At 73.0% G+C, this 18,097-nt stretch carries 21 protein-coding genes; 9 read left to right on the top strand and 12 right to left on the bottom strand.

Going from position 1 to position 18,097, the window contains the following annotated elements:
• Nucleotides 1-117: 117 nt before the first annotated feature.
• Complete coding sequence (locus G6W55_RS12975) at nucleotides 118-657, bottom strand: histidine phosphatase family protein (RefSeq protein ID WP_175520977.1); 540 nt, start codon at nucleotides 655-657, stop codon at nucleotides 118-120.
• Entirely contained in the window at nucleotides 654-1,367 is a 714-nt protein-coding gene (locus G6W55_RS12970) for a hypothetical protein (protein WP_175520976.1), read from the bottom strand. The genes G6W55_RS12975 and G6W55_RS12970 overlap by 4 nt, the downstream gene beginning before the upstream one ends.
• A 125-nt stretch (nucleotides 1,368-1,492) precedes the next feature.
• Here G6W55_RS12970 and G6W55_RS12965 point away from each other — a divergent pair, with 125 nt between their 5' ends.
• Both G6W55_RS12965 and G6W55_RS12960 read left to right on the top strand, forming a co-directional pair.
• Nucleotides 1,493-1,900: a CoA-binding protein gene (locus G6W55_RS12965; protein WP_175520975.1), complete on the top strand. Its 408-nt coding sequence runs from the start codon at nucleotides 1,493-1,495 to the stop codon at nucleotides 1,898-1,900.
• Nucleotides 1,901-1,975: 75 nt separating this feature from the next.
• Nucleotides 1,976-3,184: a 4-hydroxybenzoate 3-monooxygenase gene (locus tag G6W55_RS12960; RefSeq protein WP_175520974.1), complete on the top strand. Its 1,209-nt coding sequence runs from the start codon at nucleotides 1,976-1,978 to the stop codon at nucleotides 3,182-3,184.
• Nucleotides 3,185-3,204: 20 nt separating this feature from the next.
• On the opposite strand, the gene G6W55_RS12955 is transcribed toward G6W55_RS12960, so the two are convergent.
• Nucleotides 3,205-3,564, bottom strand: coding sequence for a metalloregulator ArsR/SmtB family transcription factor (locus G6W55_RS12955; protein ID WP_175520973.1), 360 nt, complete (start codon nucleotides 3,562-3,564; stop codon nucleotides 3,205-3,207).
• A gap of 77 nt (nucleotides 3,565-3,641) precedes the next feature.
• Between G6W55_RS12955 and G6W55_RS12950 the strand changes: the two genes are divergently transcribed.
• Nucleotides 3,642-4,700: a cation diffusion facilitator family transporter gene (locus G6W55_RS12950; protein ID WP_175520972.1), complete on the top strand. Its 1,059-nt coding sequence runs from the start codon at nucleotides 3,642-3,644 to the stop codon at nucleotides 4,698-4,700.
• A 22-nt stretch (nucleotides 4,701-4,722) separates the two neighbouring features.
• Here the strand turns inward: G6W55_RS12950 and G6W55_RS12945 are convergent, their stop codons facing one another.
• The 3 genes from G6W55_RS12945 to G6W55_RS12935 form a co-directional block, all read right to left on the bottom strand.
• Complete coding sequence (locus G6W55_RS12945) at nucleotides 4,723-5,277, bottom strand: YbaK/EbsC family protein (protein ID WP_175520971.1); 555 nt, start codon at nucleotides 5,275-5,277, stop codon at nucleotides 4,723-4,725.
• Nucleotides 5,278-5,320: 43 nt separating this feature from the next.
• Complete coding sequence (locus G6W55_RS12940) at nucleotides 5,321-5,926, bottom strand: helix-turn-helix domain-containing protein (RefSeq protein WP_175520970.1); 606 nt, start codon at nucleotides 5,924-5,926, stop codon at nucleotides 5,321-5,323.
• Between the two features lie 140 nt (nucleotides 5,927-6,066).
• Complete coding sequence (locus G6W55_RS12935; protein ID WP_175520969.1) at nucleotides 6,067-6,864, bottom strand: acyltransferase; 798 nt, start codon at nucleotides 6,862-6,864, stop codon at nucleotides 6,067-6,069.
• A gap of 113 nt (nucleotides 6,865-6,977) precedes the next feature.
• On the opposite strand from G6W55_RS12935, the gene G6W55_RS12930 reads away from it, so the two are divergent.
• On the top strand, nucleotides 6,978-7,523 hold the full coding sequence (locus tag G6W55_RS12930) for a gamma carbonic anhydrase family protein (RefSeq protein ID WP_175520968.1): 546 nt from the start codon (nucleotides 6,978-6,980) through the stop codon (nucleotides 7,521-7,523).
• A gap of 36 nt (nucleotides 7,524-7,559) precedes the next feature.
• Here the strand turns inward: G6W55_RS12930 and G6W55_RS12925 are convergent, their stop codons facing one another.
• Nucleotides 7,560-8,219 (bottom strand): DedA family protein, encoded by a 660-nt coding sequence (locus tag G6W55_RS12925; protein ID WP_175520967.1) that lies wholly within the window; start codon nucleotides 8,217-8,219, stop codon nucleotides 7,560-7,562.
• 110 nt (nucleotides 8,220-8,329) lie between these two features.
• Here G6W55_RS12925 and galU point away from each other — a divergent pair, with 110 nt between their 5' ends.
• Nucleotides 8,330-9,277 (top strand): UTP--glucose-1-phosphate uridylyltransferase GalU, encoded by a 948-nt coding sequence (gene galU / locus G6W55_RS12920; protein ID WP_175520966.1) that lies wholly within the window; start codon nucleotides 8,330-8,332, stop codon nucleotides 9,275-9,277.
• Between the two features lie 19 nt (nucleotides 9,278-9,296).
• Here galU and G6W55_RS12915 read toward each other — a convergent pair whose 3' ends face one another.
• Entirely contained in the window at nucleotides 9,297-9,749 is a 453-nt protein-coding gene (locus tag G6W55_RS12915) for a DUF4442 domain-containing protein (RefSeq protein ID WP_175520965.1), read from the bottom strand.
• A 162-nt stretch (nucleotides 9,750-9,911) separates the two neighbouring features.
• Between G6W55_RS12915 and G6W55_RS12910 the strand changes: the two genes are divergently transcribed.
• Both G6W55_RS12910 and G6W55_RS12905 read left to right on the top strand, forming a co-directional pair.
• Entirely contained in the window at nucleotides 9,912-10,946 is a 1,035-nt protein-coding gene (locus G6W55_RS12910) for a hypothetical protein (protein WP_175520964.1), read from the top strand.
• A gap of 96 nt (nucleotides 10,947-11,042) precedes the next feature.
• Entirely contained in the window at nucleotides 11,043-12,341 is a 1,299-nt protein-coding gene (locus G6W55_RS12905; RefSeq protein ID WP_309243700.1) for an MFS transporter, read from the top strand.
• A 37-nt stretch (nucleotides 12,342-12,378) separates the two neighbouring features.
• Here the strand turns inward: G6W55_RS12905 and G6W55_RS12900 are convergent, their stop codons facing one another.
• Nucleotides 12,379-13,170 (bottom strand): spermidine synthase, encoded by a 792-nt coding sequence (locus G6W55_RS12900; RefSeq protein ID WP_175521118.1) that lies wholly within the window; start codon nucleotides 13,168-13,170, stop codon nucleotides 12,379-12,381.
• A 97-nt stretch (nucleotides 13,171-13,267) separates the two neighbouring features.
• Nucleotides 13,268-14,437: an elongation factor Tu gene (tuf, locus tag G6W55_RS12895; protein ID WP_175520962.1), complete on the bottom strand. Its 1,170-nt coding sequence runs from the start codon at nucleotides 14,435-14,437 to the stop codon at nucleotides 13,268-13,270.
• Nucleotides 14,438-14,736: 299 nt separating this feature from the next.
• Between tuf and G6W55_RS12890 the strand changes: the two genes are divergently transcribed.
• Nucleotides 14,737-15,291 carry a hypothetical protein gene (locus G6W55_RS12890; protein WP_175520961.1) on the top strand — a complete coding sequence of 185 codons (555 nt, stop codon included), beginning with the start codon at nucleotides 14,737-14,739 and terminating at the stop codon, nucleotides 15,289-15,291.
• Here G6W55_RS12890 and G6W55_RS12885 read toward each other — a convergent pair.
• Complete coding sequence (locus G6W55_RS12885) at nucleotides 15,288-16,013, bottom strand: DNA alkylation repair protein (protein WP_175520960.1); 726 nt, start codon at nucleotides 16,011-16,013, stop codon at nucleotides 15,288-15,290. The two genes, G6W55_RS12890 and G6W55_RS12885, sit on opposite strands and share 4 nt — an antisense overlap.
• Nucleotides 16,014-16,062: 49 nt before the next feature.
• Here G6W55_RS12885 and G6W55_RS12880 point away from each other — a divergent pair, with 49 nt between their 5' ends.
• Nucleotides 16,063-16,881, top strand: coding sequence for a TVP38/TMEM64 family protein (locus G6W55_RS12880; protein WP_175520959.1), 819 nt, complete (start codon nucleotides 16,063-16,065; stop codon nucleotides 16,879-16,881).
• Nucleotides 16,882-16,924: 43 nt separating this feature from the next.
• Here G6W55_RS12880 and G6W55_RS12875 read toward each other — a convergent pair whose 3' ends face one another.
• Complete coding sequence (locus G6W55_RS12875; protein ID WP_175520958.1) at nucleotides 16,925-18,094, bottom strand: thiolase family protein; 1,170 nt, start codon at nucleotides 18,092-18,094, stop codon at nucleotides 16,925-16,927.
• Nucleotides 18,095-18,097: the final 3 nt, after the last annotated feature.

Raw genomic sequence — 18,097 nt, 5'->3', positions numbered from 1 at the left:
GCCTAAGCGCTGGTGGCGGGTGCCGTGTCTCAGCCTGGCGGGTGCCATGTCTCGGCCTGGCGGGTGCCATGTCTCAGCCTGGCGGGTGCCATGTCTCAGCCGCCCCTCAGCGGTCCCTCACTCACCCTTGGGCCCCCGGGGCACGGTCATCGAGGTCAGCAGGGCGGTGCCGGGGGCGAGGGCGCGCCAGGTCGGGCCGTGCCAGGCGAGCACGGCGATCGCGGAGGTGGGGAACTTGAGCCGCACCTCGTCGAGGGCGTCGCCGAGCGCCTCCCCGGCCAGCTCCACGACCAGGTCCTCCAGGCCGGGGTTGTGCCCGACGAGCAGCAGTGTGCCGACCTCGGCGGGGGTCTCCCTTACGACGCCGAGCAGCTCGGGCACGTCGGCGGCGTAGACCCGCGGCTCATAGTGCACCGGGGGCGGGGTGGCCCACTGGGCGGAGGCCAGCTCGTAGGTCCGGCGGGCGCGGACGGCGGTGGAGCAGACGGTGAGGTCGGGCAGGCAGCCGGCCTCGGCGAGCGCGCGGCCGGCGGCGGGGGCGTCGCGGCGGCCGCGTCCGGCGAGGGGACGTTCGTGGTCGGGGACGCCGTCGGGCCAGTCGGACTTGGCGTGCCGCAGCACGACGAGGCGGCGGGGCGGGCCGGTGGGGGTGCTCATGGGGCGGCTCCGATGTCGCGGGTCAGCTCCAGGCCGAGCAGTCGGTCGGCGTAGGCGTAGGTCTCGAAGCGGGCGCCGTCGGGCAGTTCGGGCCCGGCGTCGGCGACCGACCGCAGGACGCGCAGCACGGCGGGCACGTCCAGATCGTCCTCCCAGGCGGCGCGCAGCCGCCCGCGCACCTCGTCGGGCACGGGCCGCGAGGGCTGCCGCGCCCACGCGGCGACGGCCCGCCGCCAGCGCACGAGCGTGTCGTGGGCGTCGCTGAGGACGGCGGCGTCGAGCCGGACGGTCTCGGTACGTGGGCGCTCCAGCAGGGCGAGCCGCAGCACGGTGGGATCGGACGGCGCCTCCCCGAGGACGTCCCCCACGGCGACCTGAACGCCGTCGGCCCCGGCGTCCCCCTCGGCCGCCACCCGCAGCACCTGCCGCTCGGCCGGCCAGCCGCCGGGCTCGTGTCCTTCCTCCAGCGGATGGATGCCGAGGTCGGCGGCGCCGGCCCGCAGCACGGCCCGGTCCGCCTCCCCGGTGAGCACGGCCCGCACGGGCGTGCTGTCGAGTTCCAGGGCCCGCACGAGCAGATCGGTGACGAGCAGCACCCGGAGCGCGCCGGTGCCATGCCCCGAGACGTGCGCCTCGATCCGGGTGGGACCGCGGCGGACGGGGGCGGCGAGGACGGCTTCGCCGGTACGGGCGTCGATGATGCGCAGCACGTGCCGAGCTTAGGAGAGCGGCGGCGCTCGTGCCCGGGCGGCGCGGAATCAGGATCCGCGGCGGTGCGTTGCAGCGAACAGGTCAGAACGACTGGAAGAGCTGTCCGATCCCGAGGAGGCCGCCGGTGTACGGCGACGAGGCAACGGTCCGCAGGATTCTCACCGAGGCGGGCGACACCTGGGCGGTGGTGGGGCTGTCGACGAACCGCTCCCGGGCGGCCTACGGCGTCGCCCGCGTCCTCCAGCGCTACGGCAAGCGGGTCGTCCCCGTCCACCCGAAGGCGGAGACGGTCCACGGCGAGCAGGGCTACGCCTCCCTCGCGGACATCCCCTTCGAGGTGGACGTGGTCGACGTCTTCGTCAACAGCGACCTCGCGGGCGCCGTCGCGGACGAGGCGGTCGCCAAGGGCGCGAAGGCGGTCTGGTTCCAACTGGACGTCGTCGACGAGGCCGCCTACGACCGCACCCGCGCGGCGGGCCTGGACATGGTGATGGACCGCTGCCCGGCGATCGAGATTCCGCGACTGGGGTGACGTACGGCGGCGGTCCTGACGCGGGCGCGGGCGAGCCGACTCGATCGGTGCGGGGTCGGCTCCCATACTGGGCCGGTGGCCGTCAACTCCCCCTCCTCAGAACGTCATCCGGTCGTCATCGTCGGTGCCGGGCCGGCGGGGCTCGCTGTCGGGAATGTGCTGCGGGCCGCTTCCGTCGGGTGTGTGGTGCTGGAGGCGGAGAGCCGGGCGGTGATCGAGCGGCGGCCGCGGGCCGGGGTGGTCGAGGAGTGGGCCGTTCGTGCGCTGGAGCAACGGGGGCTGGCGGAAGGGCTGTTGGCGCGGGCTCAGCGGCACTCGGCCTGCGAGTTCCGCTTCGCGGGGGAGCGTCATCGGCTGGAGTACGGCGAGCTGACCGGGCGTCATCACTGGGTGTATCCACAGCCGTTGCTCGTGACGGACCTCGTGCGCGAGTACGTCGACGTGCGGGGCGGTGACGCGCGGTTCGAGGTGCGGGACGTCGAGGTGCGCGGGGTGGAGACGGACCGGCCGTCGGTGTCGTACACCTGCCCGGACACGGGTGAACGGCGGGTGCTGCACTGCGACTTCGTGGTGGGGGCCGACGGTGCGCGCGGGGTGAGCCGGGCCGCTGTTCCGGCGGGGCGGGCGCGGATCGCGCGGCACGACTACGGCATCGGCTGGCTGGCGCTGCTCGCCGAGGCGCCGCCGTCTTCGGACTGTGTGGTGTTCGGCGTCCATCCGAACGGTTTCGCCGGGCACATGGCCCGCAGCCCCGAGGTGACCCGGTACTACCTCCAGTGCCCGCCGGGCGACGACCCGGAGAACTGGTCCCACGACCGCGTGTGGTCCGAGCTGCGTCTGCGGCTCGCGGCCGAGGGCGCGCCGCCGCTCACCGAGGGGCGGCTCGTGGAGAGACGGGTGCTCGACATGCACGACTACGTGGTCGAGCCGATGACGTACGGGCGGCTCTTCCTGGCCGGTGACGCGGCGCATCTCGTGGCGCCCATCGCCGCCAAGGGCATGAACCTGGCGCTGCACGACGCGTTCCTGCTCGCCGACGCGCTGGTGGCGTGTCTCGACGGCGGGGACCGCACCGGTCTTGACGGCTACTCGGACGCGTGTCTGCGGCGGGTGTGGGACTACCAGGAGTTCTCGCAGTGGTTGTCGGAGGTCTATCACGGGGAGGCGGCCGGGGATCCGTTCCGGGCGGGGACGGCCTCGGCCCGGCTGCGGCGGCTGTTCACCTCGCCGGTGGCGGCCGCCGCCTTCGCCGAGCAGTACCTCGGGACGGCGCAGCGGTACTGACAGGGCAAAACCGCAGCCGGTCAGTCGTGCAGGGGCTTGTCCCCCAGGCGGTGGTCGGCCACGTTCAGCGCCTCGTCCACCAGGCGGCGCAGATGGCCGTCGGAGAGGGAGTAGATCACCCGGCGGCCCTCCTTGCGGGTGTGGACCAGGCCGGCCAGCCGCAGCCGCGCCAGATGCTGGCTGACCGCCGGACGGGCCGCCCCGCACACCTCCGTCAGCGTGGTCACGTCGGCCTCGCCCGACATCAGGGCGTGCAGCAGGGTGAGCCGGGTGCGGTCGCCAAGCAGGGCGAGCAGCTCGGCGGCGAGGGAGAACTGCTCCTCGCCGGGGGTGCGCGGATGCGCATGGTGTGCAGATGACAGGTGCATGCGTGCGCTCATACGCACATAATGGCGAGAGGGACGGGTAGACGTCCAGTTCTCCCCTCCTCCGCTTCCTCCGCGCCGAAAGGGACGACGTGAGCGAACACCACCACCAAGCCCACGAACACCACGGCCACGCCCACGAGCACCCGCACCACCCCTCCCCCGCCCGTCCGTGGCACCGCCTGCGGCATCTGCTCACCCCGCACTCCCACGAGACCGCCGACAAGCTCGATCACGCCCTGGAGTCCTCGGCCCGGGGCATGCGGGCGCTGTGGGTCTCGCTGGCGGTGCTGGGCGTGACGGCCCTCGCGCAGGCGGTCGTCGTGGCGCTGTCCGGGTCGGTGGCGCTGCTCGGCGACACCGTGCACAACACGGCGGACGCGCTGACCGCCGTACCGCTCGGCATCGCCTTCGTGCTGGGGCGGCGGGCGGCCACCCGGCGGTTCACCTACGGCTACGGGCGGGCGGAGGACCTGGCGGGCATCGTGATCGTGCTGACCATCGCGGCGTCGGCGGCGTTCGCCGGGTGGACGGCCGTCGAACGGCTGCTGCATCCGCGTCCGGTCGGATACGTGCCCGCCGTGGCCGTGGCCGCGCTGGTCGGTTTCGCGGGCAACGAGTGGGTGGCTCGCTACCGCATCCGGGTCGGCCGGGAGATCGGCTCGGCGGCGCTGGTGGCCGACGGGCTGCACGCGCGCACCGACGGTTTCACGTCCCTCGCGGTGCTGCTGGGCGCGGGCGGCTCGGCCCTCGGCTGGCAACTCGCCGACCCGGTCGTGGGGTTGGCGATCACCGCGGCGATCGCGCTGGTCCTGCGGGACGCGGCGCGCGAGGTGTTCCGGCGGGTGCTGGACGCCGTCGACCCGGCCCTCGTCGACCGGGCCGAACAGGCGCTGCGGGAGGTGCCGGGGGTGCGCGGGGTGGGTGAGCTGCGGCTGCGCTGGATCGGGCACCGGCTGCGCGCCGAGGTCGCGGTGGTCGTGGACGGGGAGGCGACCGTCCGCCAGGCGCACGCGATCGCCGTGGACGCCGAACACGCGCTGCTGCACGCCGTACCGCGACTCACGGCCGCGCTGGTGCACGCCGATCCGGCGCCGGTGCCGGGCGAGGCGGACCCGCATCTGGGGCTCGCCCATCACACGGCGGCGTAACCCTCCGCCCGGTCCGTCGGCGTCAGACCCCCAGCCCCTCCAGCACGACCGCGCCGGGCAGTTCGGCGAACGCCTTGCCCGGCACGAGGAGTTTGCCGCGGCGACGGCCGCTGCCCACGAGGACGTACGGCAGGTCGACGACGGCGGAGTCCACCAACACCGGCCAGGCGGCGGGCAGTCCGACGGGGGTGATGCCGCCGTACTCCATGCCGGTCTCCCCCACGGCCGTGTCCATCGCCGCGAACGACGCCTTACGGGCGCCCAGTTGGCGGCGTACGACACCGTTGACGTCGACCCAGGTGGTCGACAGGACGACACACGCGGCCAGCGAGGTCTCGCCGCCGCGCTTGCCGGCCACCACGACGCAGTTCGCGGACGTCTCCAGCAGATCGCGCCCGTAGTGCTCGACGAAGACGGCCGTGTCGGCCCACTCCGGGTCGGTGTCGACGTACACGATCTGGTCGGCGGGCACGCTGCCGCTCCAGTGGCGTACGGCGTCGGCGACCGGGCGGGTCAGCTCGTCGAGGCAGGCGGGGGCGGGCCGGGCGTTGTCGAAGTGTCCGATGGGTGCGTCCATGACCGCACGCTAACAAGGCCCGCCGGGCCGCCGACGCGCCGTCTCACCGCTCGGGCGGCGGCGTCGGGGCGGGCTGCGCGGACACGGGCGGGACCGAGACGGCCATCACCATCTCCATCGGCACGTCACCCCGATTGCCGTACACATGGGGGGCGTTGGCCTCGAAGGAGGCGCTGGCGCCCGCCGGGATCCGGTGGTCCTCGCCGTCCACGGTGAGGGTCAGCTCGCCCGCGTTCACATGGAGCAGCTCGACGGTGCCGCGCGGATGCGGTTCGGAGGGGCTGCTCTCGCCGGGCATCAGCCGCCAGTCCCACATCTCCAGGGGTCCGGGCGCCTCGGCGCCCGCGAGGAGCCGGTTGTAGCTGCCGGCCTCGGTGTGCCACAGGCGCACGGCCCGGTCGGCGGGCACGATACGGACCTTCGGGCCCCGCTCGTAGTCGAGCAGGGTGGTGATGGCGACGCCGAGGGCGTCACCGATCTTGACGACGGTGCCGATGCTCGGGTTCGTGCGGGCCTGCTCGATCTGGATGAGCATGCCCCGGCTGACACCGGCCCGGGCGGCGAGCACGTCCAGGGTGAAGCCCCGCACCGCACGCCAGTGCTTGACGTTGCGCGCGAGGGACTGGGTCAGCAGTTCGAGGTCCGACACGTTCCGTCCAGTGCAGAGGTGAATGCGGTGGACGACAGGGGCCGGCCGCCTGAACTACGGTGAAGTGCACCTGATCGTCCACCGCACTGTACTGCGCGGACGACGGGACGCGATCGACCACCGGATGCTTCTACGGCCCCTCAGCCCTCGCGTTCCATCCGCGCCAGTTCCACCGCGCCCTCGTCGTCGAGTTGTGCCAGCCGTGCCGCCGTCTCCTCGTCCAGGCCGGACAGCGCGACCAACTGGTCCGAGGTGACGCCGTCCGGGATCGGCACCGGCGGCGGGGTGCGCAGCGGCGGCTGCCAGCCCTCGGCCGGCGTCCAGCGCCGCACGACGCGGGCGGGGGCGCCCGCCACCACGGCGTGGTCGGGGACGGTGCCGCGCACCACCGCGCCGGCCGCCACGACCACGTTCCGTCCGATCCGCGCACCCGGCAGGATCACGGCGCCGGTGCCGATCCAGCAGCCCGGGCCGATCTCCACGGGCTCCATGCGCGGCCACTGCCGGCCGATGGGCTCGTGCGGATCGTCGTAGGAGTGGTTGGTGGAGGTCACATAGACGTACGGGCCGAAGTAGCAGTCGCTGCCGATGGTGACCGTGGTGTCGGCGATGACATGGCTGCCGCGGCCGAGCACGACCCCGTCGCCGATCCGCAGGATGGGGTCCGGGCCGAGGTCGAGGTCGGGCATCAGCCCGGCCGTGAGGGTGACCTGCTCGGCGACGATGCAGTGGGAGCCGAGATGGATCCAGGGCTCGCCGAAGACCGTGCCGAGCGGGAACGCGAGCCGGGTCGCCGGGCCGATCGCGCCGAAGCGCAGCCGGCCGGGGTGCTCCGCCGTGACGGAGCCCGCGCGCTGCGCCCAGGCCCAGCCCGCATGGACCGCGCGCTGTACGAGGCGGCGGCGCCATGATGAGAACGTGTTCTTGTCCGTCGGCACCCGCCAACGGTACTCAGCGCGCGGTGAGCGCACCGGCCCGGAGCCCTGTGATCTTCACCCCACCGGGTGGCGTACGGTGCGGGGACACGGATCGACGAGGAGGCGGTGGGACGGTGACGACGACGCACAAGGCGCTGATCGTGGGCATCGGCGGCAGGGAACCGAAGGTCGACGAGGGGGCGTTCGTGGCGCCGACGGCCTCGGTGATCGGGGACGTGACGCTGGAGGCGGGCGCGAGCGTCTGGTACGGCGCGGTCGTGCGCGGTGACGTCGAGCGGATCTCCGTCGGCGCGCGGAGCAACATCCAGGACAACTGCACCCTGCACGCCGACCCCGGGTTCCCGGTGACCATCGGCGAGCGGGTCTCCGTCGGCCACAACGCCGTCGTGCACGGGGCGACCGTCGAGGACGACTGCCTGATCGGGATGGGCGCGACCGTCCTCAACGGCGCGGTGATCGGCGCGGGCTCCCTGGTGGCGGCGCAGGCGCTGGTGCCGCAGGGGATGCGGGTGCCGCCGGGCTCACTGGTGGCCGGCGTACCGGCCAAGGTGCGGCGCGAGCTGAGCGAGGAGGAACGCCAGGGCGTGACGCTGAACGGGACGCTGTACGCGGACCTGGCGAAGGCGCACGACGAGATCCACGACGAAACCCACGAGTAGGACGACGCCGTCGGTACGCGCGCTCGGTGCGCGCCGTCAGTCCGTGACGCCGACCGGCTCCGCCTCCGCCGGGGTCTCCTCCGCGGAGGCGGCGCTCTGCTTGGCGGCCTTCCGCTTGATGACCAGCATCGACGTGACACCGATCAGCACGGCGAGCACCAGGCCCAGCCAGGAGAACCGCTTCAGCCAGGACTCGGCGACGACACCGACGTAGTAGATGACCGCGGTCGTGCCGCCCGCCCAGAGGATCCCGCCGAGGACGTTGGCGATCAGGAACTTCCAGTACGGCATCCGCAGCACGCCCGCGAGGGGGCCGGCGAAGATCCGCAGCAGGGCGACGAAACGGCCGAAGAAGACCGCCCACATGCCCCACTTCTCGAAGGACCGCTCGGCCGTCGCGATGTGCCCCTCGCTGAAGTGCCTGGGGAACTTCTTGCCGAGCCAGGCCAGCAGCGGCCGTCCGCCCTTGCGGCCGATGGCGTAGCCGATGGAGTCGCCGATCACCGCGCCCGTGGAGGCGACGGCGCCGAGGACGAACGGGTCGATGCCCGCGTGCTGGGAGGACAGCAGCGCGGCCGAGACGAGGATGATCTCGCCCGGCAGCGGGATGCCGAGGCTCTCGAGTCCGATGACCAGACCGACCACGGCGTACACGGCGGCCGCGGGTACCGTGTCGAGCCACTCCTGCACGTGCACCGGCGCTTCCTCCCCTTGGGCGTTCCTGGATTCCCGGGAAGCCTACCGTGGCGCTCTCCACAGGATCCTCCGAGCCGTCTGACCGGGAACTCCTATCCGGCTCGGCCAGCATGACCGCCATGAGCACCCCCCACACCACCGCCCGCGTCCGCAAGGCCGTCGTCCCGGCCGCCGGGCTCGGCACCCGCTTCCTGCCCGCGACCAAGGCCACCCCGAAGGAGATGCTCCCGGTCGTCGACAAGCCGGCCATCCAGTACGTCGTCGAGGAGGCCGCGGCGGCCGGTCTGGACGACGTGCTGATGGTCACCGGGCGGCACAAGCGGGCCATCGAGGACCACTTCGACCACGCCTTCGAACTGGAGCAGGCCCTCGCGGCCAAGGGCGACACGGTACGGCTGGACGCGGTGCGCGACCCGGCGCGTCTCGCCGACATCCACCACATCCGCCAGGGCGACCCGCTCGGCCTAGGTCACGCGGTGCTCTGCGCGCGGCAGCACGTGGGCGACCAGCCGTTCGCGGTGCTGCTCGGCGACGACCTGATCGACCCCCGGGAGACGCTGCTCAGCCGGATGCTCAACGTCCGCGACCGGTACGCGGGCAGTGTCGTCGCGCTGATGGAGGTCCCGCCGGAGCAGGTCCACCTGTACGGCTGCGCGGCCGTGGCCCCCTCGGGGGAGGGCGAGGACGACGTCGTGCGGGTCACGGGCCTGGTGGAGAAGCCGGACCGTGCGAGCGCGCCGAGCCGGTACGCGGTGATCGGCCGCTATGTCCTCGACCCGGCCGTCTTCGACGTGCTCGACCGCACCGCCCCCGGACGCGGCGGCGAGATCCAGCTCACCGACGCCCTGGCCCGGCTCGCCGCCACCGGCACGGTGCACGGCGTGATCTTCTCCGGCCGCCGCTACGACACCGGCGACAAGGCCGACTATCTCCGTACGGTCGTCCGGCTGGCCTGCGAACGCCCGGACCTGGGGCCGGAGTTCATCGGCTGGCTGAAGACGTTCGTGGCCGGGCTGGAGCGGGGGGAGCCGTGGCGGGAGGGGCGGAAGGCGGCGTAGGGGCCGTGCCCGGCGAACCTCAGCCGTTGGGCCGCAGCGTCCAGACGACCGTCATCTCCCCGGTGACCGCCCCGTCCGCGCGGCGGATCTCGATGGCGACCGGGAACTCGGGGCGCTCGCCCGCGTCGAGCTGGGCGACGACCTCGGCGGCCGGGCGGCCCAGCGTCGCGGTGGCGGTGACGGCGCCCATCGCGAGCTTGCGGTAGGCGATCTCCGCGCGCACGGCGAGCGGCACGGCGCGCGCGAGCTGGTCCCCGAACGCGGCGAGGACGATCGCGCCGCTGGCGGACTCGCCCAGCGTGAACATCGCGCCGGCGTGCGGTCCGCCCACGTGGTTGTGGTAGTCGCTCTGGTCGGGCAGGGCGACCACGGCCTTCTCCGGAGTGGTCTCCAGGAAGTCGAGGTTCAGGGTCCGGGCCATGGGCACGGTGGCGGCGAGCATCTCGCCGATGGACATCTGGTCTGCGCTCATGGCCGCGATGTTACCCATGAGTAGGACGGCTGACCAGACGCGCGGGAGGGGGACCGCGTACCCGACGGCGGTGGCTCCGGGCGCCCAGGCGCGAATTTCGGTACGTCCCTGACAAGGGGCGGTGACCGAACCGTGTCCATGGGGGAACTAGGGTTTCTGGCCATGTGGCCAGGACAGCAGCCGCCCGGGGGAGAGCAGAACCCGCAGGCGCAGAACAACCCGTACCAGCAGCCGGGATATCAGCAGCCGAATCCCTATCAGCAACCCGGCTATCAGCAGCAGCCCAACCCGTATGGGCAACAGCAACCGCAGTGGGGCGCCCCGACGGTGCCCGTCGGGCTCCAGCAGACCGGCGGGGACGGAAGCGGCGGGGGCGGCGGCAACCGGACGAAGCTGGTGGCGATCGTGGCGGCCACGGCCGTCGTCGTGACCGCCGGCGTCACCGGTTTCCTCGTCCTGGGCGGCAAGGACGACGATCCGGCGAAGGCGTCGGAGAAGACCAGCCCCAGCCCGACGGCGTCCGCGTCCGCCTCGGCCTCCGCTTCGGCCGGCGGCGACGACAACCCGCGCGGAGGTGAGGAGGAGAAGGCGACCATCGACGGCTGGAAGATCGTCGTGAACCCCAAGTGGGGCATCGCCTTCGACGTGCCGGCGGACTGGGAGGTGCAGTCCCCGGGGCTGAGCCAGGGCTTCGAGTGGGAGGACAAGAAGCAGTCCAGCGGCTACGACTCGATCATCATGGGCGGTACCGTCGAGTACAAGTCCAAGTGGTGCGGCGTGGACGACGACAAGGACGGCAAGATCGACTACACGCCGCTCGCGATGGCCGGCTCGAAGGGCGCCTCGGGCGCCAAGAGCACCGACGAGATCGCGATCAACACGCCCGCCTGGTGGGTGTTCGGCGGTTACACCGAGCCGGACAAGAAGAGCATCACCTTCGAGAAGAAGGCGACCGCCTACACGACGACGTCCGGTGTCGTGGGCAGCTACGCCTGGGCGCAGTCGACGAACACGCCCCAGAAGGGCAAGTGCGACAGCGACGGCAAGGCGATCACCTTCGGGTTCAAGAACTCCAAGGGCGACTACGTGTCCTGGAACTGGTACGGGGCCAAGGGCGTGAAGGAAGAGGTCCCGAAGGAGACGATCCTGAAGATCCTGAGCACCGTGCGGCTGCACGGGGAGCCCACGGCGAACTGATCGTCACCCCGCCGTACCGGCGGCTGGGCGCGCTCGGCACGCATGTGGCGGGGAACCGGATTGGCACATCCGTGCTTCTCCGGGGATAGTCGGCCGGTGACCAGAGCCGCCGACTCCCCCCGCCGCCTGCGCGCGCCCGCCTGGGCGGGCCGCAACTACACCCTGCTGACCGCGTCCGCCTTCGTGACGAGCCTGGGCAGCAACGGCGCGCTGATCGCCGCCGCGTTCGCCGTCCTGGAGGCGGGCGGCGACGGCGGTGACGTGGGCCTGGTGGCGGCGGCGCGGACGCTGCCGCTGGTGCTGTTCCTGCTGATCGGCGGGGCGGTCGCCGACCGTTTCCCCCGGCACCGGGTCATGGTCGCGGCGAACGCCCTGAACTTCCTGTCGCAGGGCGCCTTCGCGGCGCTCGTGCTGCTCGGGGAGCCGCGGCTGTGGCAGATGATGCTGCTGACCGCGCTCGGCGGCACGGGCCAGGCGTTCTTCTCCCCGGCGGCCGAGGGCATGCTGCTGTCCACGGTCCGGGGCGAGCAGGCCGGGCGCGCGTTCGCGGTGTTCCGGATGGCGATGCAGGGCGCGGGCCTGGGCGGCGCGGCGCTGGGCGGGGCGATGGTAGCGGTGGTCGGCCCCGGCTGGGTCCTGGCCGCGGACGCCGTCGCCTTCGCCGTCGCGGGTTCGCTGCGCGCGTTCCTCCGCGTCGAGGACATCGCCCGCCCTCATCGCAACGGCGGCCTGCTGACCGATCTCCGGGAAGGCTGGCGGGAGTTCATCGGCCGCCCCTGGCTGTGGACGATCGTCCTCCAGTTCTCGGTGGTCAACGCGATGGTGGCCGCCGCCGACGCGGTCTACGGCCCGCTGGTCGCCCGGGACCATCTGGGCGGCGCGGGCCCCTGGGGCCTGGCCCTCGGCTTCTTCGGCGCGGGCACGGTCGTCGGGGCGCTCCTGATGACCCGCTGGAAGCCCCGCCGCCTCCTGCTCGCCGGCACGCTCTGCCTGTTCCCCCTCGCGCTCCCGTCCGCCGCGCTCGCCGTGCCGGTGCCGATCGCGTTCCTCTGCGCCACGATGTTCGTGACCGGCGTCACCCTGGAGGTCTTCGGCGTCTCCTGGATGACCGCCCTCCACCAGGAGATCCCCGAGGACAAGCTCTCCCGCGTCTCCGCCTACGACTGGTTCGGCTCGGTCGCCATGGTCCCCGTCGGCACGGCCCTGGCCGGCCCGGCGGAATCGGCCTTCGGCCGCACGAACGCCCTCTGGGGCTGCGCCGCCCTGGTCGTCGCGGTGACGGCAGCGGTCCTGTGCGTCCCGGACGTACGCAACCTGACCCGCCGCACAAAGCCGATCACCCACCACACCCCGACCCCGACCCACCCCGAAACCGCCCTCGAGGGCCTCGGCTGACGCCGCTCAGATCAGCCTGCGGCCAAGTCCGTCAGGGTCACCCGATGCCGAACGCCCCCTCCGGGGGCTCCGGGGACGGGACCGCGTCATCGTCGTGGACCGGGTGGGCGTTGCCGATGAAGGTGTGGAGTGGGGGGCCGTGTTCGACGCGGGCCGGGAAGGTGTCGGCGGCGGTGCGGCGAGTAAGGGTGGGGGTGTCCAAGGGGTGGTGTGCGGCGGCGAGTACGGCGTTGCCGAAGCGGCGTCCGCGCAGGACCGCCGGTTCGGCGATGAGGAGGAGTTCCTCGAACACCTCGGCGAAGGTGGCCAGTTGGGATCGGAGGAAGGCGAACGGCGCCGCGTCGGCGAGGTTGGCCAGGTAGACGCCGTCCTCGCGCAGCACCCGCCCGGCCTCGCGCGCGTAGGCGAGGGTGGTGAGGTGCGCGGGGACGCGCGAGCCGCCGAAGACGTCGGCCACGAGCACGTCGGCCGAGCGGTCCGGGGCCGATTCCAGCCAGGCGCGGGCGTCGGCCGGGTGCAGGGTGACGCCGGTGCCGGCGGGCAGCGGCAGATGCTCGGCGACCAGCTCCAGCAGCCCCCGGTCGGCCTCGACGACGTCCTGTCGTGAGCCCGGCCGAGTCGCCGCCAGATAGCGGGGCAGGGTGAGCGCCCCGCCGCCGAGGTGCACCGCGTCCAGCGGCCGTCCCGGCTCGGCGACCGTGTCCAGGACGTGCCCGAGACGCCGCGCGTACTCGAACTCCAGGTGCTCGGGCTCGTCCAGGTCGACGTACGACTGCGGCGCGCCGTCGACCGTCAGCAGCCAGGCCCGCTCCCGGTCGACGTCGGGCATCAGCTTGGCGGTGCCGTGGTCGACGGCTCGGGTGACGGGTATGGGCTCCACCGTTCAATTGTGCCCGCACGGTGGAGCCCGCCGGCCGGAGCGGGGCTCAGAGCAGGGACGTCACCGTCCCCGCCCCCACCGTCCGGCCGCCCTCGCGGATCGCGAAGCCGAGGCCCGGCTCCAGGGGGATGTCACGCCCCAGCTCGACGGTCATGACGACCCGCTCGCCGGGCCGCGCCACGGCCGCCTCGCCCAGGTCCACATCGCCCACGACGTCCGCCGTACGGATGTAGAACTGCGGCCGGTACCCGGTGGCGACCGGCGTCGTACGGCCCCCCTCGCGCGCCGACAGCACATACACCTGCGCCGTGAAGCGGCGGCTCGGGGTGACGCTCCCCGGCGCCGTGACCACATGCCCGCGCCGGACGGCGTCCCTCGGCACCCCCCGCAGCAGCAGCGCCACGTTGTCCCCGGCCTGCGCCTCCTCCATCGGCTTGCCGAAGGTCTCCAGACCGGTGACGACGGACTCCACCCCGGCGCCGAGCACGTCGACCCGGTCGCCCACCCGTACCGTGCCCCGCTCCACCGCACCGGTGACGACGGTCCCCCGCCCGGTGATGGTGAGCACGTTCTCGACGGGCAGCAGGAACGGCGCGTCGAGATACCGCTCGGGCATCGGCACATACGTGTCGACCGCGTCGAGCAGCGCCTCGACGGACGCCGTCCAACGCGGGTCCCCCTCCAGCGCCTTGAGCCCGGACACCCGGACGACGGGCGCGGCGTCGCCGCCGTAGCCGTGCGCGGTGAGCAGGTCGCGGACCTCCAGCTCCACGAGGTCGGTCAGCTCCTCGTCGCCCGCGTCGGCCTTGTTGATCGCGACGACGATGTGGTCGACGCCCACCTGCCGGGCGAGCAGGACGTGTTCGGCGGTCTGCGGCATGATCCCGTCGAGCGCGGAGACGACGAGGATCGCCCCGTCGAGCTGCGCGGCACCGGTGACCATGTTCTTGACGTAGTCGGCGTGGCCGGGCATGTCGACATGCGCGTAGTGCCGGGTGTCGGTCTCGTACTCGACGTGCGCGATGTTGATGGTGATGCCGCGCGCGGCCTCCTCCGGGGCGCGGTCGATCCGGTCGAAGGGCACGAACGTGCCGGCGCCGCGGTCGGCGAGAACCTTGGTGATGGCGGCGGTCAGGGTGGTCTTGCCGTGGTCGACGTGACCCATCGTGCCGATGTTCAGGTGCGGCTTGGTCCGCACGTAAGCGGTCTTGGGCATGGCTGTACCTCGAAGCGTGTCCGTGTGTCCTGGTGATCTCCGGTGGGAGACGGGGACCCCGCGGTCCTGCCCGACCCTCCCCCTGCGGGGTCCGCCGGACGATCCGGAGAGGGTCAGCTTCGGGCGCCGTCGACAGCGGCCGGGAGAAGCGGAACGGCAGCCTTCGGCGCATCCGCGACCGCGGATGCTGCGAGATGGAAGGCGTACCGGAACATGGAACAGATCATCGCCGACGGTTCGTTCGGCGTCGAATGGTTTTCCACAGCCGCAGGTTTTCCACAGGGGGCGTGATCAAAGCGATGACCGAGGACGAGTGCTGGGAACTCCTGCCGGACGGCATCCGCGCACAGGTCGACGGATACGTCCTCCAGGACGCCTTCATGCGCGCGGTGCGCCTCGCCTGGACGGCGGGCCGGTCCGTCGGTCTGGACCTCACCGACGCGCAGCGGGTCGTCCACGCGCGGTACGTCCGGCTCGGCGACCGGATCGCCCGCACCCCCGACGATCCGCTGGACCTGGACTCGCTCGGCGCGCTCGCGGCCGGTGCGCCGGGCCGAGTGGTGGCGGTCGAGGCCGTCTGGGACGGCGACACGGTCCACGACTGGTTCGTGAACCTGCTCGCCGTGACCGCCGGCCCCGACGGCGACCACCTGCTCGCGACCGTGTACCGGGAACGGGCCGTCCGTCTCCTCGACGGCGAGGACCCCGGCACGCGGCACCCGTCGGCGCTGGTGGCCGACCGGGCGGGCAGAACGCTGGCCGCGCACCTCGGCGTGCCCTTCCATTTCGCGAGCCCGCACACCCCGGACGACGAGGCCCCCCGTTGGCGGCCCTCACACGGCGGTACGGCTTAACCGGCCCCGATGTTCTTCAGCGCCTCGCGGACCGACAGCGGCGCGAAGCGGTCGCCCTCGCGGGCGAGGAAGGCGCGGACCGCGTCCGGATCGGTCTTGGGGTACTCGCGCAGGGACCAGCCGATCGCCTTGCGGATGAAGAAGTCCGGGTGCCCGGACTGCCGCAGGCAGTAGGCGAAGAGCCGGTCGGTGTCGGTACGGTCCTTGTAGCGGAGCTGATGGAGCAGGGCGGTGCGGGCGAGCCACAGGTCGTCGTCGGCGATCCAGTCGTCCATGACGGCGGTCAGGCGCGGGTCGGCGGTGACCAGACCGCCGACGACATGCGCGGCGAGCAGATCGACCGTGTCCCACCAGGGCCTGGTGACGATCAGCCGCCGGGTCACCGGCAGGAACGCCGACGAACAGCGCGCGGTGTGCCGCCGGAGGTAGTCGACGGCGAAGTACTGGTACTCGCGCTGCGGCAGCGCCCAGCAGCGCAGGGCGACGGCCGTCAGGTCGTCCTCGCCGGGGCGGGGCGTGCCCGCGAGGACGGTCCGGGACAGGGCGCGGCGCTCGGGGGTGGGGATGCCGAGGAAGGGGGCCACGTCCTTCATGTACGCGCGCATGCCCGCCGCCCTGACCGGGTCGGCCGCGCCCTCGTACGCCACGGTCAGCCGCTCCAGCACGGTGTCGGCCAGCACGCTGTGCGGCGCACTCGACGTTCCCCCCGCTGTGACGGTCATGAGACGAACCATACGGCGATCAGACATCTCCTTCCGTTAGTGTCGCGGGATGCTCGATGCCCACACCCGCTCTGGGGGCACCGCCACGGCCGCTCCCCCGGCCGCCGCCACGGAGCTTCTCCTCCCCGTGCCCGTAGCGCCTGTGCCCGCACCACCCGTGTCCGTCCTCGGCGCCGCGCCCGCCGGTGCCGTCGCGCGCTGCGCGAGAGTGCTGCTCTCGCCCTGGTCACGGTTCTCGCTGCTGGTCGCGCTGCTCGCGGCGGCCGGCGCGAGCGTCCTGCTGTTCGAGCCGCAGCACCTGCTCGCGGACGGCTGGCCGCCCCAGCTCGGCGGTGCCTCGGCGGCCGTGGTGTTCGCGGTGGCGTACGGGCTGTGCACGGTGGCGTTCGTGCCGCGCCCGCTGCTCAACCTCGCCGCGGGTGCCCTGTTCGGCTCCCAGCTCGGCCTGGGCGCCGCGCTCGCGGGGACGGTCCTGGGCGCCGGTTTCGCGTTCGGTCTCGGCCGGGTGCTCGGTCAGGACGCGCTACGGCCGCTGCTGCGCGGCAGACTGCTGACGGCGGCGGACGGCCAGCTCAGCCGCCACGGGATGCGCTCGATGCTGGCGGCGCGGCTGTTCCCCGGGCTGCCGTTCTGGGGTGTCAACTACTGCGCGGCGATCTCCCGGATGGGCTGGGTGCCGTTCCTGCTGGCGACCGCCCTCGGCTCGATCCCGAACACGGCCGCCTACGTCGTCGCCGGCGCCCAGGCGTCGGCGCCCACCTCCCCCGCCTTCCTGATCGCCCTGGCCGGCATCGCCCTGCCGATGGTCGCGGCGGCGGTGCTGACCTGGCGCAAGCGCCACCATCTGCGCGGCCGGAAGGCACGGTAGAGCCCGACGTGCCTGGCCAGGCGGTAGAACGCAAGGCGTCTGGCTAGACGGCCTCCACCACCATCGCGTTGGCCAGTCCGCCCGCCTCGCACATGGTCTGGAGGCCGTAGCGCCCTCCGCGTTCCCGCAGGGCGTGCACCAGGGTCGTGGTGAGGCGGGTGCCGCTGGCGCCGAGCGGATGGCCGAGTGCGATGGCGCCGCCGTGCACGTTGACCTTGGCGAGATCGGCCCCGGTCTCCTGCCGCCAGGCCAGGACCACGCTGGAGAACGCCTCGTTGACCTCGAAGAGGTCGATGTCGTCGAGGCGGAGTCCGGCCCGGCGCAGCACCTTCTCGGTGGCCGGGATGACGCCGGTGAGCATCAGCAGCGGATCGGAGCCGGTGACGGCGAAGCTGTGCAGCCGGGCGAGCGGGCGCAGCCCGAGCCGGGCGGCGGTCTCGCCGGAGGTGATGAGCACGGCCGAGGCGCCGTCGTTGACGGGGCTGGCGTTGCCCGCGGTGACGTTCCACTCGATCTGCGGGAAGCGTTCGGCGAACGCCGGGTCGTGGTAGGCGGACTTGAGACCGGCGAGGATCTCGGGGGTGCTGCCGGGCCGTACGCACTCGTCGCGGGAGACACCGTCGAGCGGGGCGACCTCGGCGTCGAACAGGCCGCGCTGCCAGGCGTCGGCGGCCCGCCGATGGGAGGACACGGCGAAGGCGTCCATCTGCTCGCGCGTGATCGACCACTTGGCGGCGATCAGCTCGGCGCTGATGCCCTGCGGCACGAGCCCTTCGGGGTAGCGGGCGGCGACGCCGGGGCCGAACGGGTCCACGCCGGGCGGCACGTTGGACCACATCGGGACGCGGCTCATCGACTCCACCCCGCAGGCCACGACGAGGTCGTAGGCGCCCGCCATGACGCCCTGCGCGGCGAAGTGCACGGCCTGCTGGGAGGAGCCGCACTGCCGGTCGACGGTGGTCGCCGGGACGGACTCGGGGAAGCCCGCGGACAGCAGGGCCTGCCGGGTGGTGTTCATGGCCTGCTCGCCGACCTGGTCGACGGTGCCGCCGATGACGTCGTCGATCAGCGCCGGGTCGACCCCGGAGCGTTCGACGAGGGCGCGCAGGGTATGGGCGAGGAGTTCGACGGGGTGGACATGGGCCAGGGAGCCGTTCGGCTTCCCCTTGCCGATCGGTGTGCGTACGGCTTCGACGATGACGGCGTCACGCATGGG

This window comes from Streptomyces sp. CAI-85 (assembly GCF_013363615.1).
In the GTDB taxonomy this organism is placed as follows: Bacteria; Actinomycetota; Actinomycetes; order Streptomycetales; family Streptomycetaceae; genus Streptomyces; species Streptomyces antibioticus_B.
The sequence above is the reverse complement of the archived record's forward strand: the minus strand, read 5'-3'. Positions and strand labels throughout refer to the sequence as shown.